The following is a 19,242-nucleotide window of genomic DNA, read 5'->3' as shown; positions in this document are numbered from 1 at the left end:
CGCCGCGCCGCCGTCGTGGCGGGGTCTGTCTGCGACGGCCTCCTGCGACTCTGCTCTGGGGACTCCTTCGAGAGGAGCGACCGTCATGGATCCCTCGTCCCCCGCATCCCATCCCGACCTCCGCTGCCGCGCAGGGTCTCCGCGATGACGATCGACGTGGCGTCGTCCGGCGACCAGACTGTGACGGCGAGCCCGGCGGCCCTCATCCGCCTGATCGACGGATTCGAGTGCTCCGCCGGAGCCGAGGCACTCGACCTCCCGCCCAGCTGCCAGCGGCTCATCGCCTTCCTGGCGATCTGGGAGCGGCCGGTGCTGCGCGGATTCGTCAGCGGGAGTCTCTGGCCCGACAGCGATGCCGAGCATGCCAATGCCTGCCTTCGCTCCGCGCTGTGGCGGCTGCACGGTCTCGGGCCCGGATTCGTGCAGGTGACGCCCGTCCACCTCGCGCTCGATCCTCGGGTGGGCATCGACTACCGCGAGGCGGTGGCGTGGTCGCGATCCGTGCTTTCCGGCACGGAGCCGCTGCCTATGGCATGGACGCTGAACGAGATCTCGGGTCTCGCGCGCGAGCTGCTGCCGGACTGGTACGACGAGTGGGTGCAGCAGGCTCGCGAGCGCTTCCGGCAGCTGAGGCTGCACGCGCTGGAGACGCTGTGCACACGGCTGGCGCGCGCCGGCCGATATGGCGAGGCCCTGCTGGCGGGACTCGCCGCCGTCGCCATCGAGCCGTTGCGCGAGAGCGCCCACCGCAGTGTCATCGACGTGCATCTCGCCGAGCACAATCAGGTCGAGGCGCTCAGGCAGTACCGCGTCTACGAGCAGCTGCTGCGGACGCAGCTGGCGCTGCGACCGTCGGCGGAGCTGCGGCATCTGGTCGACGAGGTGCTCGCGGGCTGAGCGGGGTCGGACGCGGCGGTCGCTGTTCGGGAGGCGCGTTCTCGGGTGCGCGGTGCGCACTTGCAGCGGGTTGTGACACGCGGTGCGGATGCCGCGCCAACGGGTTCGGCGGGTGAGGACCGGTCAGTACTTCGTCCAGGAGATGTTCTCGGCGTGGGCGCTGCGGATCGTGCCGGTGAGGCGATCCGGGTGCCTGAGATCGATGAAGCTCACGCTGCCGTTCTGCAGCTTGTCGAGGGTGATCTTGCCCGTGCGCAGCGTCGACAGCCCGGTGAGCTTCTTGGGGTCCCCCTTCTTGTCGGGCGGGGCGAGGTCGTAGATCGTGAGGTTCACGGCATCCAGATTGACGAAGTCGAACCCGAGGTCGAGCTTGCCGGGATTCCTGCCTGGGCGTTCGACGGGGGTCACCTCGGCGGGGACGCCGCCCTTGACGTGCAGGTTGAGCAGAGAGTTCTTGCTGAGCATGATCGACCCCTTGAGCGAATCGCTCGAGATCGGGATGGGGATCGGACGCTCGTTGCGTATGTCGAACGAGGCATCCAGCTTGCGGATCTCCAGGCTCTTCAGGAGATCCTCGTTCGCCTTCGTCTCCTCGTCATACTTCTTGCGCTCGTCCTCGCTCATCTTCGCGATGTCCTCGGCGGTCTTGGGCGGGTCGGAGTGGAGGTCGAACACCGCCGACCATAGCGAGAACTTGTTCGAGTACGCCCGCGCCAGATCCGCCGCACGCAGATCCCACTTCAGGATGGGCTTCCACAGCTTCGTCTTGGGGCGGTTCTTCTCCTCGACGTCGTTGCCCTTCGACACGCCGGTGGGGGGGTTGATGTAGTAGACCCCCAATTCGAGCGCGTTGCTGTGGATCGCCAGCATCGGGTCGTTCGCGACGGCGTTGACCACCCAGGGCCGGAGGTAGACCCCGGATCCGATCTGCACGGCATAGATCGCCCCCTTGATCTCGGCTTCGAGGCCCGGGATGTCCACCTCGCCCTTCACAATCGGCACCTTGAGCGGCTTGGAATCCGTGCCTATGTGGATGTCCTTGAGTCCCACGATGTCGCTGGACACGTAGATCTCCGCCAGGATGCTGCCGTCGATCTCGTTCATGACCGGGCGGATGGAGGTCGGATCGAAGGTCGAGGTCGAAGCCCCGGCGTCGTCGTCGCCGGGAGCCTTCTTGGTGAGGGTTGCGAGATTCAGCGAGAAGAACGCGTCTGTGATGTCGAGTGACGGGATGTCGACGGCCACGCCCTTGGCGATGTTCACGTCGAGCTGCTTCAGGTCCACCTGCCTGACCTTGATCCACACGGCCCTGGTGGTGGTGCCGGGCACGAGCTGGATGTACTCGAGGTCGGAGATGTACGGCTTCTCCACGTACAGATGACCGTCGGCGTCCGTGTAGACCAGCCGGACGGCGCCGAGCTTGCCGACCTGGATCGACCGACCGCCGCCGAGGTCTGCGGCCCGCTTGATCTCGACGAGCGGTTTCGTCACGTCGATCTTCATGCCGCCGCCGGCATACAGATAGAGGTCGCTCTTGCCTGCGCTGATGCGGACGTCCCCGGTGAACTTGTCCTTGATCTTCGCCGAGATGCCCGCCGAGAGCTCGGCGATCGATGCGGTGCCCTCGATCTTCATGGTGTCGAGATCGATCGTGAAGTCGGGATGCAGCTTGGTCTTGTCCGTGCCGATGGGACTGGTCAGCTCGAGGTTGCGGATGAAGGTCTCGTCGCCCTTGGTCTTCGACGGCGGGATGACGATCGACACGTCGTCGTCGGGCAGATCCACCTGCAGGGCGTCCAGCACGATGCGGTCGATGGTGAAGTTCTCGAACGCCAGCGTTTTGAAGGGACTCCTGCCCTTCTCGGCAGGGACTCGCTTGTCGATGCGGACCTTCGTCCGGATGCCGAGCAGGTCGACGCGCCCGCCCGGCTCGCCGCCGTGTGGCAGCCAGGTCAGCAGGTTGGCCTTGTGTCCGCCGACGACCGCCTTGATGTCGAGGGAGCGTGCCGTCAGCTGCTCGATGAACAGCCCGCCGGGCTCGGCCGGGTCGTCGCTGCCGATCCGGATGCCGTCGGGCCCGACATCCACCGCGGCGCCCTTCAGCCCGCTGAGCTCCACGGTCGCGGTGTAATCGCCGCTCAGCGAGGCGCTGCCCGAGACGCCGCGCACGACGGCGTGCAGCTTGTCGCCCTTCAGGATGTCGACGCTCAGGAAGTCGGCCTTGAGGCTGCCCTTGACCCCGAGCGTGTCGGTGATCTTGCCTTCCACGTCCACCGCGAGGTCCGACAGCTCGAACGACTTGGCGGCCGGGCGCAGGTGGATACGGCCCACCGTCAGCGGAGGCTCGCCCGTCCCGGCCTTGTCGCTGCGGCCCAGGTCTATCGACAGCGGCTTGTCCGTCCAGTTGAGTCCTCGTCCGGTGAGCTTCGTGATCACGACATCCGTCACCGTCCACGCCGCGGGCTTCGCAGGCTTCTTGCCCACCGCGGGCACCGGCGCCGACTGCACCGCCGCCACCGTCACGGTCGCCGCCGTGAGCGGCCCGTCGCCGCTCAGCACCGCGGTGCCGACCTTCCAGCGGATCGGTCCGATCACGAGACCGGAGAGGGATGCCGTGGCCCGGCCCCCCTTCGGGCCGCTCTCGTAGTCGGCCGCCACCCGCACGCTGCGCACGGTGAGGCTGCCGTCGGGGGTCGTGACGTCGGTTCCGAGCGCCAGGAGGTCGCGGACGCTCAGCGACACATTGGTGCCGTCGTCGCCCTTGGCGTACGAGGCCGTGATCGTCGGCTGCGGGCTGGTGCGCTTGGTTGCGGTCGTCAGCGTGCCCTTGACGGTCGTCCGGCTGCTCAGGGCTCCCATCGCGAGCTCGAACCCGACATCCTCGAACGACCCGACCGACCCCTTGGCGCGGACGAGCTCCCAGCCCTTGCTGCCTGGCGCGAACGCGATGTCGGTGCCCCGGATGTCGCGGATCGTGCCGTGGGATGCCGCGACGTGCGTCGTCGAGCCGTCGGACTGGGGGCTGTCCATGACGATGCCGCGACCGGTCAGAGACGCGATCGAGAGGGTCGGGATGACGGCACCCGTGACGGTGGTGTCCCCACCGGCCGGGCGACCGACCGTGACCTCGATGCTCATGCGCAGGTCGTCGATCGAGACGGCCTCGGCGACGATGCCGTCGCCGTCGCGCCCCATGGCGACCTCACCCACCTCGAGGTGGTCGACCGTGAGATTCGGCACGCGATACCCCTTCTCGGAGGTCTCGAGTGTGCCGCGCAGCTTGCCGAGGGCGACTCTGCCGATCGAGCCGCCGGCCAGGTGGATGCCCGACACGGTCAGGCCGTCGAGGCCGTACGAGGGCTTGAGCTTCGTCACGAGTGTGTCGGGCGAGAGCCCGCCGACCTGATCGAGCCGGGCATCGACGTCCCCGGCCGACAGCCCGACCGACGCCGTGCCTGCCGCCTTGTCGATCGCGAATGCGCGCCCGGCGATCCCGGTGGCCTCGATGTCATTGAGGGATACGGCGATCCGGCCGCTCGCGTCGAGATCGCCGGTGATGCGGCCGAACTTCAATCCGCGGACCTCGGTGCCGAGGAGGCGCCTGGCTCGGTCGGTCAGCTCGCGCACCTGCTGTTCGGCGGCGCGGCGCGCTTCGTCGGTGGGTGCCGACGACGCCTTCCTCTTCTCGTCCTCGAGCGCGATCACCGCCGCCAGAGCCTTGCCCAGCCGCTCCCGGAGGGGGAGGTTGCCGGGGATCAACGGAAGCGCGTCGAGCTCCTTCTTCAGCGCGGCGGGGTCGGGGATCGTGGCGGCGCGCAGAACCACGGCGGGCTGCTCGGGGTCGGTGCTGGCGAGGCTGGTCTCGTCGATCTCGAGATGGAACTCCGAGGTGTTGGCCAGCTCGCCGATGGTCGGGACCTTCGCGCCGCCCTCGACGAACTGGTCGATGAGGCTCTTGTCGTCGAGGTAGCCGGGCGTGTACGGCAGGACGCCGACGTTCGGGACCTTGGCGCGCGCGTGGATGCCCTTCAGAGTGACGCCGGGGGACTGGACGGTGCCGCTGAGCGGACCGAGCGCGATCGAGCCGACCTCCACGACGAGCCCGACATCCGAGCGCAGCCTCTTCGTCAGCCGGACGAGGTCTTCGCGCTCCTTCTTCTTGAGCGAGCCCGGGTTCCACCGGTCTTTGCCCTCGAGGGTCTGCAGGTACTTCTCGTCCGCGGCGTCCTCGCCCAGCGCGGCGTCGAGCTGCTTCTGCAGGGTGCGCTCGCGCTGCTCGAGCTCGATCGCCTGCGGGGTGTCCGGCATCGCCTTGACGCGCGCCGCGTGCACCGTCGCGAGTGCGGCACGCAGATACGCCGGCAGGCTCTGCCCCACCGAGATGTTGACGTCGGTGAGCGTCAGCGACTCGATCTGCTGCCCGGTGCCGATCGTGATGCCCTTGACCTGCAGCTTGTCGAACTGCACATTGAAGGCCCGCAGCATCGCGGTCGAGTCCTTGATGCGCTGGGCGGCCGAGTACGGCGGACGCAGGACGCCATCGCTCAAGAGGCCCCAGGCGTAGCTCGCCGGCGTGGGCGTCGGGATCGCCTTGTTGATCGGGTAGGCCACGGCTGAGCTGAGCGGGAACGGGATCCCGAGGGGGATCATGGCGTAGTCGAGCAGGGTGAAGTCGAAAGGGATGGCGCCCTGCAGCGAGACGAGGTTCGCCAGCAGCTGGAAGAGCGGTCCGAAGACCGGGATCGGGATGGTGCCCTTGGGCAGCTCACGTCCGATGTTCACCGATGGGTCGGTGGCGGCATCCGGAGTCGCATTGAAGCCGAGGCTCTTCACGCCGAGGTCGGCGACCGCCCAGGCGCCCGACAGCGGAAGCGTGGGATCGACGATGACGAAGTCGCGCAGCGAGAGCGCGTTGAACTTCGCCGTGATGTAGCCGGGACGTGTGTATCCGCGGTCCGAGAAGCCCGCACTCGCCTTGAAGCCCTCGATCGTGAGCGGCCCGGTCTTGTAGGTCTTGCCGGGAAGCACCATGTTCACGCCCGCGACGTCGAGCCGTGGCAGGTCGAGGTTGACGATGAATCCGTCGGCGAAGGTCGCATCGAGGTCGATGTGGTTCGCTCCGCCCTTGGACGAGCCGAGCGTGACGCCGTCGATGATGTCGCCGCCCATCATCCACTGGACGTCGCCCAGGTCGAAGCCCTTCACGTGCATGGTCTTGCCGAAGAGCGAGATCTGCGCATCCGAGGCGAAGAGGTGATAGGCCAGCAGCGCGAGGCCCTTCGCGATCACCCCCAGAGAACGGATGCCGCTGGGCACATGGCTCGATTCGATCTGACGCGGCACGAACACGGTGCGCTTCTCGGCCTCGCTGTAGAGCCCGAAGTCGTGGATCACCGCGGTGAGGCGGGGAGCCTCCTGGAGCTTGAGGTCGACGCGCAGCCGCCGGGTCAGCTCGAAGACCCAGAACCGGTCGTCGGCGGCCACAGCCAGGTCGACGAGGGCGCGCAGCACTCCGGCGTTCGGCTCGGTCCACAGGCGCTCGTCGCTGAGCCGCTCCCGCAGGGCCGCCTTGGTCGGCAGCCGCTGATCCCGGCCGCTCGCGAGCGTGGACGGCAGGGTGCGGCGCATCTCGTCGGTGAGTCCGCTCCAGAACGTCGACCACACCTTCGGGTTCTGCACGGCGAACTGCTGCTGCGCGGCGGGCGAGAGCGCTCGCAGCGCCTGCAGGGCGATCCAGGCGTCGTGCGGGGTGAAGGTGAGGAATCCGAAGATCCCCGGCATGAGGGCGAGTGCCTGACGCACCAGAGGGATGGGGTCGCGCAGCTGGTTGAGATCGAGCAGCTCCTGCCTGGTCTTCTCGCCGAGCAGGTAGTCGTCGGGCAGCTTCGCGATGATCGGGTTGAGTCCCTGCAGGGCGTCGAGGCGGCGGATGACCGCTGTCCGCAGCGCCAGGTCCTTCGCGGGGTCGCCCCGGATCCAGGGGTTGGCGTCGCCGCCGAAGTCGAGCGCGAGCAGGTTGCGAACGATCCACTTCGCCAGCATCAGGTCGTGGTGCGCGTTCCAGAGCTCGATGAACCCCTTGGCATAGCCGAGCAGCATCGTCTCGGGCACGCCGAGGTTCACACCGCCCGTCGAGTACTCCGAGCCGACGCCGGTGTACTCGCCGGTGTCCCACATGTCCTGCGGGAGGTTGTCGATCAGGCGGCCGTACCACTTGCCGTTGTCGAGCTGCCGCCACGAGTCCTGCGCCGCGATCGGGACGCTGCGCACCAGCAGGTATGCCAGGCGGGTCTCCCAGTCCCGCACGGCCCAGTCGAAGATGCCGTATGAGAGCAGCTCGATCGCGCGCGATGTGTTCGCCAGCGGACTCCGAGCGGCCAGGACCACCCGCAGCACCTTTCCGTAGGCGGCATCCCGGCGATCCTCCTCGTCTAGTCCCTCGACGAGCTTGGCGACCAGCCCCTGTGCATCGAGCGCGGCGACGAGTCCCACGAGCGCGGGCATCGTCTCGGGGGGCGCGTTCGTTCCGGCCCCGGTGGGCTTGGCGGCGGCGATCGCGGTGCGCAGGTCTTGGAGGCTCGGCGGGGTCTTCGTGGGGACGACAGCCGGCTCAGGGGCCGGCTGCGAGATCGGCCACGGGATGCCGCACACCGGCGCGAGCGCGGTGAGCGCGACCTTCGCGTTCTCGCGGCCGCCGTCGCGCAGCAGCTTCTCGAGTCGATCGCGCAGGATGCCGTCGCTCGTGAGCGTCGACGCCGAGCGCTGCTTCTCGGCGGCGAGTGCGGTGCGCAGCTCGGCCTCGTCGGTCGCGGCATCCGGAGGCGACTCGAGCAGGGAGCGGAAGAGATCTCGCCGCGGCCCGTCGGTGAGTTTCGTGAGTGTCTTCGCCCCTGCTCGCCGCAGCGTCGCCAGCAGCGCACGACGGGCGACGGGCGACAGCCGTTCGGGCTGCACGTTCTTCAAGGCCGCGGCCGGTCCCGGGTATGGCGTGCCGTTGAGCACCACCTCGGTGTCGGCGAGCAGGACGAGCTCCTTCGCGGTGAGGGCTGACAGCACGGCGATTGCCGCCTCGGGGTACGCGGAGTGGTGGTCGTCGTCGAGCTGCGCGAGCTTACGGCGGTCGGCCCAGGGGATCGCGCGCACGAGCGCCCGTGCGATCACGAAGGGGAAGCCGGACAGCACCCGCAGCGCGTTCTCGACCATCCCGGAGGTGTTCTGGGTCCAGGGGTGATCCAGCAGATCCCTGATGGTGCGGACGTCCGCGGTGTGGTTGACGGCGACGAAGTCGTCGAGCTGACGCTCCAGCCCGGCGAGGTCGGGTGTGGTGCTCTTCCCGGTCGACGGATCCGTCTCGGGCGCTGCCGTCGTGGGTGCGACGCCCTGCACGTCGGTGTCGCGAGCGGTGCGACCGGACGGCAGTCGGGCGCGCGGCATCCACGGGTCTCGCCCCTCCGCGATCGCGAGCGCGATGCCCGCGGCCTCGGCTTCGGCCGCCGTGGTGTCGCCCGCGTCTCCCTGCAGTTCCCGGTTGTCGTGCTGACGGACGTGCGCCAGCTCGTGCGCGACCACGGCTTTCATCCGCGGATCGTGAGGGTCTCCCGACACGGCGACCCGATGAGCGGATGCCGCGCCCCGCGGCTCGCCGGAGTCGGCCGTCACCCCGATCGCCACGCGCGCCGCGTCGAGCCCGAGCAGCGGCGAGAGCTGCTCGACGAGGAGCCGCATGAGTTCGTCCGCCGGTCCGGACTCGGCGGGCGGCGGGCGGTGCGCTCGGTAGCTGATGCTCGGCCGTTCGGGCGCTCGGCCCTGCCGGACGGCTGCGGGCGCGCGCGCCGGGGCGGCCACCCGCTCGGTCTCGGCGGGGTGCCTCTCAGCGAGCGGCTGCTTGGGCGGGCGGCCGGCGGCGAACGCGCGGGAGCGACCGGAGTCCGCGTTCGCGGTGGTCTCGGCGCCAGGCGTTCCCGCGGTCGATGCCATGGGGCTCGCTCACAGCGAGATCTCGTTGAACGGCAGCCAGGTGTCGAGCGGCGCCGGGAGGGTCCGCGGTGGAAGCAGGGCACGGCCGATCACGACGTTCCCGGTGATCGCCGCCGCCTGCGTCGCGAGGACCGCGAGCGCGATCGGGCTGTCGCCGCCCCTCGACGCGACGATGTTGCCCGTCACGCTCGCGGCGCCTGCGCCGCTGACCGCGGCGACGATGAGGGTGTCGGGGCTCGTGAAGCGGTTGCCGGTGACGGTGACCGAGGCGTCGCCCGTCTCGGATGCCGCGGCGATGAAGATCAGCGCGAAGCCGGTCGGGCCGGCGTCGGGCGCGGCACAGTCGACGGTGTTGCGCTGGATCCCGACCGCCGCCGGAAGGCTCTTCTCCTCGCCGCCCGCCCTCGCGGTCAGCTTCGGATCGAGGCGGTTGAGCGTCGCGAGGCCCCGCCACGCGGCGAGCACGTTCGGTGAGACCGCAACCCTGGCCGTGGCGACGGCGGGCGCGTCGGGCTGCTCGCCGGCGATCCGGGACATGAAGCGGTCGGCGACGAGGCCCTCCGCGCGGTTCGAGGCCTCGCGCAGCCTGGTCAGCGCCGCGCCGGTGAACGTGAGCACTCCGCGAGAGGGCCGGCTCGCGACATCCGGCAGCGGGTAGACCATTGCGAGCACCAGGATCCGCAGCAGCACGGAGTCCGACCCTGCGGAGGCCGCAGTCGCGAGCCCCCCGCCGGGGGCGGCGGGATCGACCTTGCTCGCGGCGAAGAGCGCCGCGGCGTCGAGGAACCAGAGCCCGCCGTAGCACTGGCTCACGACGTTGTCCCACACCCGGATGTCACCGATCCCCGCCGCGACGAGCACGGCCGCGGACAGGCCCCGGAACTCGTTGCCCGCGATGAGCGCGGCGTCGAGGAGGCCGGGGAGTCGCGATGCGCCGAGACTGACGCTCGTGCCCGACCGGCTCAGCGCGGTCTGGGTGAGGAGGTACCCGACGAGCAGGTGGAACGGCCCGTCCGCGGCGACGGGAGTCGTCGGGTCGTGCAGGAACCGGTTGCCGGTGAGCTCGAAGCCCCATGCGCCGCCGGCCGCGAACACCCCGACGCCGAAGACGTTGCGCGGCATGGTCTGCGCGTCCTCGGGTTCGGTCTGGTGCTCGCCCACCGTGAAGCGGAAGAGGCACCGACGGACGGCGAGGACGGCGCAGTTGATGGCGCGCACGCCGATCGACACCCACCGGTTCGCCTGTTCCGCGTTGATCCCGCGGACCGCCTCGCGATCGAGGAGACCGCCTGTCGTGCCGCTCACGCGGGCGAGCACCGCCGGGATCTGCGGCAGCTCGAACTCGAGCCCGCTGACGGTGATGTTGTCGGCGTCGACGAGGATGATCATCCCGTGCCCGAAGGCCTTCTCGCTGCCACGGCGCACCGCGAGCACGGCAGCCTCGTTGCAGTTGTCGAGGGTCAGGTTCGAGTGGCGCTGGGTCAGGATGATCGGCCGCAGCAGCTCATACCGTCCCGGCGTGAAGCAGACCTTCACCCGGTCACCCCGCTCGGCGATCGTGCGGCCGGCCACGGCGCGGTCGATGCGCGCCTGAAGCGTGCCGTCCGCGGCGTGCGACGGACGCACCTCGATCGTGCAGCACCCGGACTCGTCCAGTTCGGTCAGCGGCTGGAACGGATGCCGGCAGTCCTCGAGGATGTCGAACTCGCGCTCCCGCCACTCGATCACGGCGAGCGGCGCGACCCACTGGCGCGGACCGTCGGGAGGCTGCGGCGTCCGCAGTAGCCGGGCGGGATACACCGCGGTCGGCGTGGAGGGGCGAACCCCGATGCACCAGAAGTCGTCGACGTGCAGGTTCCCGCCGGCGTCGGCGGTGATCGTGACCTGGACCCCGGTCGACCCGAGCCGGATCGGCTGGCCGAGCTCGGCATCCGTGATCTGCTCCTCCCACACCCGCAGATACAGCTGAGGCGTCTGATCTCCGTCGGTGTAGGCGGACGGGAGGGGGGCCGGGAAGGTGACGGTCTTCAGATCGGGGTCATAGGGCGCCGTGAGCACGCCGACCTGTCCGGCGAGCGCGGCGACGTAGCCCTCGACCTGCGCGTCGGTGCTCGCGAGCTCCGCCGTCGCCCGCAGGACCTGCACGGCCTGCCCGGCGCGGGGGCGATGGAAGTCGTCGGCGGGCGAGCGGTCGAGGGTCAGCACCGGGTTGGTGCTCGCATCGGCGGTGACGCGATACAGGAACGACGCGTCGTCGTAGCCCCACACGATGTCGAACCGCCCGTTCTCGGCGATCCGGGTGAGCTGTACGCGGAGCAGCTGGTTCTCAGCGCCCAGGTAGCCGCCCGTGCTGGTCGGCTCGCAGGGATCGGGGGGTGCGGGATCCGCTTCCCACGTCACCAGCAGCCGCGAGTCCGACAGCAGCGCGGCCGTCTCTGGGTCGTAGCGCAAGCCCTCCTGCAGCCAGTGCTTGATGTCCTCGGCGATGGCGTCGGCGCAGGTCGCGGCATCCGTCTCGTGCCGCTCGATGTGCTGCAGCAGACGTGAGCGCGCCGCTCCGTCGGGGCCGCCGAGGGCGACTTCGTACAGTGCCGGATCCTCGACCGCCGTCACGTCGGTCTCGGTGACCGTCAGCAGCACGTGCTCGCGCCCGGTCTCCTTCCAGCCGCGCGGCCGGTCCAGCCAGTCGGGCTGGTGATAGTCACCGAGGGCTTCGGCGAGCGTGACCCGCCAGCCGCCCACGTACATGGTGCCGGGACCGATGGTGAGCTCGAACCCGGTGCCGGAGCTGACGGCGTAGCCGTCGTCAGGGGTTCCGACGGGGCCGACGATGTCGATCACCTCGGCGCGCTGCTCTTCGATGTCGATGGTGCGCTGCTCGTTCGCCTCGGCCTCGAGGCTCACCCGGCCCTGCTGGGCGACCACGCCCCGGTAGCGCCGTGCGGGGTCGAAGGACAGGCGGGCTACATCGGTGGCCATGGTCTCCCTCTCGTCAGTTCGCCGACCGGATCGGCCTCGGGCAGATGGATCAGCACGGGCGCGACCCCGACCGGCAGGTATTCCTGGGCCTTGATCAGCAGGGAACGGTCCTTCACGGATGCCAGATCGCGGCAGAACACGCCCATCTCGGAGCGTTCGCGGCTGCCGCTCAGCACCGTCGGCGTCGTGCTCGTGTTGCCGCTCAGGATCGCCGAGTCCGCGCCGTCCGACAGCTGGGCGTAGCCCCATTCGCCGTAGCGGCGACTCACCATGACGGGCGCGCCGGGAGCGAGCTCGACGGATTCGTAGCGGCGCGGCAGGCGGCTTCCGGTCGACCACGCCGAGAAGCGCACGCAGCCGTCCTGCGCGTCGCGCACGATGGCGATGTCGTCGAGGATCGACTCGCTGCACTCCAGCCGGTGCACGTACGCGCGGCCGAGCACCGTGCAGCGGTCGAGCTGCGTCAGACCCGCGTCGAGCGCGAGCGCGGCATCCGCCAGCCCCGACGGGAACGCCTCGGCGAGCAGCAGGCGGTTGAGCGCGCGCAGGGCCGCGGCATCGGCCGGCGGCGAGGCGACCGCGTCGAGCGTCGCCGCGCTGAGGGTGCGCTCGTGGAAGCGCGCGGCATCCCAGATCAGCGGGCCGTCGACGATGCCCTGAAGAGCCGTCGTCACGAGTGCTGCCGTGGCCGATGAGACGGGGGTGTTCTCGTCGTGCGCGGCGACGGCTGCGGATGTCGCGGCATCGAGCTGCCCCGCCAGCCAGGCGCTCAGCGGGTCGCGGCCGAACCGCAGCGCGCTCACGATCGAGTCGGCATCCCGGAGGCCGTCCAGGTCGCCCGCCAGCTCGGTCGGCAGGCCCTGGATGACGGAATCGGTCGCCGTGAGGCGATCCACGAGCCCGGTCGTCCGGGTGCGGATCGGACCGGTGATCGAACGGTCGATCACGAGCGAGTCGATGGTGCCCTCGATCCACAGTGTCGAGGCGACGAGTTCGCGCCCGTCGACGGCGGAGTCCCACACGACGGGCGGGGTGTGCAGCGCGCCCGAACCACCGGGGTCGAGCGTGCAGCACGAGATCACGACCTCCGTGAAGTCGCCGCGGAGCACGATGTCGGTGCCGCTCACGAGCAGACCCTCCAGCCGCAGCCGACCACCGTCGCCGGTGAACGCCCACTCGGCGCCTCCTGCCGCGCGGATCACGGCGCGCTCGCCGTCCTCCGCGCGGATCGCCACGTCTCGGATCGCGGGCACATCCGCCGTCGCGCTGAGCGTCCGGCCATCGCCGACGATGACTGTGCCCTGACCCGACAGCGCGGCAACGGCGCCGGGCAGCGCGATCGCGGAGCCGCCTTCGATGCGGGAGCGAGGCAGCGGATCGACAGCGCGACGGATGCCGGGCCGCCGACGGTCGTAGGGTCCGGCGCCGATCCGCGAGAACAGTCCGTGGTGGTAGCCCGCCTCGACGTCGGCGGGTCCGCCGGGCAGCACCTGGAACCGGCCGACCTCGGGCCACACCCGCACCTGGCCGACATCGAGCGGAGCGCCGCCGGCGGCCGGGCGCACCGAGAGCGAGAGCGGCCAGGTGTCGGCCGCGTCGGCGTGGAAGGGATCCGCGGAATCGAGGATCGCCTCCCACAAGGGCTCGGTGAGGGGTGTCGGCAGCTGCCACAGCGGCACGGGCAGCCAGCTCTCGCCGTAGTCATTGGCGCCGCGGCGCGCGGCGAGGAAGAGCGGGATCAGACGCCCCGTCGGATCGAACGAGTAGTGCCCCGCACACCCGGCGACGGGCACCGGTGTCGCGCGATCGACGCCGAGCGAGACGGTGCGCCACAGGAAGAAGCCGGCCTTCGGGATGCTGTACCACCCGAAGTCGCCGCGCCCGATCCGCACGTCCGCGTGGTGGTGGTACTCGTCGAACGCCGTGCCGACAAGGGTCGCCCCGAGCGTGTCGCGCAGGTCCGCCCAGCCGCCGGCCGGCGTTCCGGTTCGAGGTCCGGTCAGCCGTTCGAGCTGCTGCAGGCGCCGCGCACCGACCGGATCGGCCGAGTCGGCGGGGCGCCCGATCGCCGGGTCCAGGCCGTGACGCGTGCGCCCGAGAGCGCGGAAGAACTCGATCACGCGGACGTCGTATCCGGTCACGTCGTTCGCCAGCCGCTCGAGCAGCTGGACGGTCCCTTTCGCCCGTCGGTACGAGATCGTGTTGAACACGTCCAGCCGCTGGCCGCGCGCGTCCATGGCGGGTACCAGCCGCGTCGCGAGCAGGTCCGCGAGGTAGGGGATCACCCAGCTGTCGGCGGTCTCGATCGACTGGTCCTCCCACAGCCGGTCGATGCTGCGGCGGACATCGGCCACCGACCAGCCGATCCGGGTGAGCAGCTCCTGGAGCGGGCCTGCCGCGTCGATCGTCTCGCTGTCGGCGGCGCGGTGGTGCTCGGGAAGGAGGCTCCACAGCTTCGCCGCATAGCGCTCCTCGTAGGCGTCGGGGATCGTCACGGTGCCGCCTCCCCGGTGAGCAGGACGAGCTGCGGAAGGACGGCGAAGAATCCGCCGTCGCCCGGGTGGAAGCGGGGTCCGGCCGAGATGTGCAGTCCGGCCCGGATCCAGTAGAAGCGCAGCTGGCGACTCGCGAGGACCCCGGGCACGTCCGTCAGCACGCGTTCGATCTCGCTCCGGTAGAGCATCTCGCCGAGGGCGAGTGCGCCCGGCGAGAACAGCTCGCGCAGCACGGCCTCGCGCGCTGCGTCGACGACCGGTGCGATGACGAAGCGCGGGTCGACGGTCAGCACGACCCGCAGCGCGGCGGGCACCTTGACGGCGGGCAGCACGATGAGAGGCCGGTTCGGATCCGCCTGCGCGCGAAGCGCCGATCGGGCGGAGTCGACCGCGGCAGCATCGTCCCCGACGTACACGCGGACGGCGGGGCGCTGCTCGACGGAGTCGAACCCCCACACCGTGGTCGCTCGCGAGACCCCCGGCGCGGCGGCCGCGACGGCGGCGTAGTCATCGCCCGAGATCGCCCGGCCGAAGGTCAGCACCGAGCGCGGCGCGAGCGTCTTCAGCTCGGACGCCGGCTGCGCGTCCGAGCCGCCGCCGGGCGCCACCGGGTTTCGGACGCCGCGCAGGTTCGGCACGGTCGACAGCAGCTGCGTCAGGGCTCCGGGCGGCGGGACGGCCGCTCCGGCGCCGACGCGGTAGGTCGCCGTGACGACGGCCCCGCTGGGCAGCCGGCGCCCTGTGATCCCGTCGCCGAACCGCACGTGCGTATGCCCCTCGGCGTCGTTCCACGTCGAGAAAACGGTCTCGGCGGCGCCCCGCCCGTACAGGGTCCGCACCTCCGTCCACCGCTGCCCCTCGACGACGAGTTCGATCGTTGAGGAGTATCCGTCGCCCGACCTGCCGGGGAAGTCGGCGCGGAAGGTGACCGGCGACTTCGCGAGCGCGAAGTCCTGACTGCGGGCTGCGGCATCCCCCCGCCCCAGCTCCTCGTCTCGCACGGTCGCGCCCCGGCTCACCTCGATGACGTCCCACAGCAGCCGCAGCGGCGCCTGCAGTCCCGACGTCGGACCCGCGAGCGACACCGTGCTGGTGCCCGCGACGGGCACCGCGCTCACTTCGGCGCCGACGCCGGTCGCATCCTCGACGAGCGCCTTCGCGGCGACGCCGGGCGCCGCGGCGGGCGGAGAAGCCAGCGTGACCGACGCGGCGGCCGTCGCGAGCACCGCGACTGGCGTATCGAGCAGCGTGCCGACCTCCTGCCAGCCGCTGTGGACGGCGACCTTGGCAACCGACGAGCCGTAGCGGGCCGTCAGGCTGACGCCGCTGTGGGGCTGAACGCTCAGCTGAGCCACCTGGAGCGGGATGCCGGGGGTGTCGCCGGTCGGCGGCACCGTCGGGGTCGCAGCGAGGGCGTTGGCGTACCAGAGCACCTCGGCGTAGTCGGTGAGCCGGACGATGTCGAACCCGATGCCGGGGCTCTTGCCGACACCCGCGCCGGGCACCTCGACGAGGAGGGGATCGCCGGCCGCGAGGTGGCGGGCGGGGGCATCGAGCACCAGACCGCCCGACGTGACGGCCGCCGCTCCCGCGGGGAGCGTCGTCAGGTGGCCGACACGCGATCCCCGCAGCAGCCGGTAGTCGCCGGCCGCCGCGTTGGACGGCAGGTCGGCGGTGCCTTCGAGCAGCACCCGCGTGTTCTTGCGTCCGTGCGCGTCGGCCTCGGCCGCGGTTCCGGTCACCTTCACCACGACGGCCGGCGAGTCGGCGCTCGCCCATGTGCGTGTCACGAGCAGCAGACGCTCACCCGTGCGCAGCGTCTGCGCGCCCTTGAGCAGCACCCCGCCGCGCGCGACGAGCCGCGGCTGGGGCGGCACCTCGGCGGTGCCGGGCGGAGCCGACGCCGGCGGGCCGGCGAGCGGCGGCACGGCCGTGAGGCTCGCCGACGGCGCGGGGACGCTCGTGGGGCGCTCGAAGCGGACCGCCTCGTCGACCTCGAATGTCTGCGACAGGATGCCGGGGCTCGCCTTGCTGGCGATCGCGACCCCTTTCGGAACCACGAGAGGGCCCGGTCCAGCCGCGATGACGGCGAGGCGACCAGTGGCCGCGATCGCCGGCCTCGGGCGATACCCGAGCAGACCCACCAGGGCGGCCACCCGCTCGGGCAGGGCCGCCGTGCGCAGGTAGTGCTCGTTCGCATACCGCTCGTTGTAGAACGTGAGGATGTCGGCGATGTACGCCCAGGCATCCACGAGCTGCAGACCGAGATCGTCGCGGGCGCTCGGGCGCCAGTTGGCGAGTTCACGCTCGCCCTCGAGCTGGTGCAGCAGGGCGCGACGGAACGTCGGGAAGGTACCGCTGCGGTAGGCGATGCTGTCGGCCCCCGCCGGATTCGAGATCGGGAACCGGGTCGGAGCGACGCCGCACTCGCCGCCGCAGCCGCAGCCGCACGCGCAGCCCATCACGCCACCCCCTTCACGACGACGCGCACCGAGCCGCGGTCCGGCCGGCTCGGATCGTTGTCGGCCCGCAGGATCTCGTCGGCGCCGACGGTGACGACTTCGGGCATCGGCAGGTACCACGGCACGTAGCCGCGGCGCCGGTACTCGATGGCGACGACCCCGTCGACGCCCGATGCGCGCTGGATCGCGGCCTCGAGCTCGCTGCGCTCGAGTGGCGCGCCGAATCGCAGGCCGCCCGGCGCGAAGAATCCGAGCCGGCCGTCGCAGGTCACCCCGGTGCCGAGCTCGTCGAGGACCGCAGCCTCGACCTCGCCGCGCAGTGCGCCGGGCAGCGCGCAGACGCCCACCACCAGGTCCAGCCCCACGTATCGCGGGGCGGGCGTGTGCACGTCGTAGCCGGCGAGCCGGCGCCGGTCGAGCAGCTCGATGAGCTCGCTCGTCTCGGCGATCGAGGGCGCTTCGCCGGTCGGCGGCTGCGCCGTCGTGAACACGCTCAGCCAGCTTCCGGTCCAGCGCACCCTGGTGCCGGCATCCAGCACCCACGGCAGCTCCTTCGCGGTCGCGGTGTAGTCCTCGGCGCGCACGGCGCGGAACTGGCGGGCGCGGAAGGCCTGCGGGGCGTTGTCGCGGATGTGCCAGATCGTCTCGCGGTCCTCGCCACCGGCCGCGGGGAACGGGTTGGTCGCACCGAGCACGATGCCGGTAAGGTCGTCGCCGACGATCGTGATGGCATCCGCGGCGACATTGCCGACGGCGCCGGCGGTCGTCCGGTAGGTGACCTCGAACCGCGCTCCCGTCGGAGGCAGCTCGCCGAAGACGCCGTCGCCGAAGCGCACCGAGTCGCCGTCATCGCCGTCGTATTCGAACCAGGGCAGGGCGGCCGGCGAGCGCCGCAGGTCGCGATAGGCCACGGGGTCGACCGTGTACGCCTGCTCGAACAGGTCGGCATCCAGCAGCGATCGACGCCACCGCCAGGTCTGCGCCGTGTCCTCGGCGGTCTCGGGCAGTTCGACCACCACGATCTCGGGCAGGCGCACCGATTCGTCGCGCAGCTCGGGGTCGATCACCCACGCCAGGATCCCGGCGTCGAGAGTGTGCAGGTACTGCGGGGTGGCGTCCTCGCATCCGGCATCCGGACCGCTGCGCACCACCGCGGCCGACGGGGCGTCGACTCCGGCGGGATCCGGCTCGATCACGAACTGCTCCGTGTATCGGCGGCCCTCGACGGCCGGGACGAGGTTTCCCGCGAGCATGGTGCGGTCCTGTGCGTGCTCGGAAGCCAGCGCTTCGGAGGCATCCCAGGTGAGGCGGGTCAGCAGCACTCCGTAGAGCGGATCCTCCTCCTCGAACGCCCCCGTGAGGTGCACGACCTCGCGCACCGGCGGGTCGGCCGCCGTCGGGGCTGCGGTGTCGATCAGCAGGGCCAGCCCCCGGGTCCCTTCCCGCGGGTCGCCCACCAGGAATCCATAGCCCTGCCCCCTCACCCACATCTCGGTCGACCCGGGCGGCAGGCACACCAGCGCGTCGTCCCACCAGTAGGGCGTGATGCGCGCGCTCGGGGTCGCCATGTAGTCGTACCGGTTCCACCGCGGATCCACGGGCAGCGCATCGATGCGCAGCGCTCCCGTGTCAGGATCGAGCATCGGGCCGCCGAGCTCGAACGGGATCACCTGGCCGTCCGGCAGGCCCGCCGATACGGTGAGTCCGCGAGAGAGGCCCGGGATGGCGACATCCACCTGGACGATCACCTGCGCCGACGTCGCGGGAGCCGGCTCGTAGTCGACCATCCGGGCGTGCCGCACCGCCGAGACCTGCTGCGTCGCGGTGGCGAGCGAGGCCTCGCCCGTGATGCGATCCTGCAGGTACGACAGGTCGTCGCCGACGGCGCTGAGCAGCTCGATGAGCATCACCCCGACATCGGGCTCGTCGCGCTCGACCCACTGCGGGTACGCGCTCGCCGAGTAGTCCAGGAGCGCCGTGCGGAAGCTCGTGAAGTCCTTCGCGAGGTAGTCGATCACCGGGCTCGGGGCGTCGTCGGTCTCGCACTCGTCCTTCGCCGCGCAGTCCAGGGTCGACGGGCATCCCGCCTTGAAAGTGAACAGGATGCCGGCATAGAAGGGGTCAAGCGCCGCGCTCGCGATGGCAAGCCGGTAGTGCGAGAAGTCACCGGGGAACGGCGTCCGCACCGTCAGGATCGGCCGGCCCGCGTCATCCGTCGACCAGTCCGCCGCCACGATCGGGCCGACGGGCACGGTCGGCACCGTCTCGCCCCCCGTGATGGTGACCGGGGTCGTGCCCACGAGAGTGCCCTCGACGACGACGGTCGTGAGGAAGTGGACGCGCAGCTCGGTCTGGGCCGGGTTGCCGATCTCGATGAAGTCGATCCCGTTGCGGGTGTTCAGCGAGATGAGGTCGGCGAGGCGATCGGGCAT

General features: G+C 70.9%; 6 protein-coding genes. 1 reads left to right on the top strand and 5 read right to left on the bottom strand.

Features of this window, described 5'->3' with window-relative positions; all coding sequences use genetic code 11:
* The first annotated feature begins 144 nt into the window (after positions 1 to 144).
* Positions 145 to 897 (top strand): AfsR/SARP family transcriptional regulator, encoded by a 753-nt coding sequence (locus ABD212_RS07975; protein WP_344093152.1) that lies wholly within the window; start codon positions 145 to 147, stop codon positions 895 to 897.
* Between the two features lie 123 nt (positions 898 to 1,020).
* On the opposite strand, the gene ABD212_RS07970 is transcribed toward ABD212_RS07975, so the two are convergent.
* Genes ABD212_RS07970 through ABD212_RS07950 form a run of 5 tightly spaced genes read right to left on the bottom strand, consistent with a single transcriptional unit; the run spans position 1,021 to position 19,242 of the window.
* A complete protein-coding gene (locus ABD212_RS07970; protein ID WP_344093150.1) occupies positions 1,021 to 8,874 on the bottom strand; it encodes a hypothetical protein in 7,854 nt (2,617 codons plus the stop codon).
* Positions 8,875 to 8,883: 9 nt separating this feature from the next.
* The gene (locus tag ABD212_RS07965; protein WP_344093148.1) at positions 8,884 to 11,853 is read right to left on the bottom strand and encodes a DUF6519 domain-containing protein; all 2,970 of its coding nucleotides are present in this window, start codon (positions 11,851 to 11,853) and stop codon (positions 8,884 to 8,886) included.
* Positions 11,838 to 14,348 (bottom strand): hypothetical protein, encoded by a 2,511-nt coding sequence (locus tag ABD212_RS07960; RefSeq protein WP_344093146.1) that lies wholly within the window; start codon positions 14,346 to 14,348, stop codon positions 11,838 to 11,840. The genes ABD212_RS07965 and ABD212_RS07960 overlap by 16 nt, the downstream gene beginning before the upstream one ends.
* On the bottom strand, positions 14,345 to 16,813 hold the full coding sequence (locus ABD212_RS07955) for a baseplate J/gp47 family protein (RefSeq protein WP_344093144.1): 2,469 nt from the start codon (positions 16,811 to 16,813) through the stop codon (positions 14,345 to 14,347). Before ABD212_RS07955 ends, ABD212_RS07960 begins: the two co-directional genes overlap by 4 nt.
* Complete coding sequence (locus ABD212_RS07950) at positions 16,810 to 19,242, bottom strand: baseplate J/gp47 family protein (protein WP_344093142.1); 2,433 nt, start codon at positions 19,240 to 19,242, stop codon at positions 16,810 to 16,812. Before ABD212_RS07950 ends, ABD212_RS07955 begins: the two co-directional genes overlap by 4 nt.

It is taken from the genome of Microbacterium deminutum (assembly GCF_039530205.1).
Lineage (GTDB): Bacteria > Actinomycetota > Actinomycetes > Actinomycetales > Microbacteriaceae > Microbacterium > Microbacterium deminutum.
This window is presented reverse-complemented; position numbering and strand designations above follow the sequence as displayed.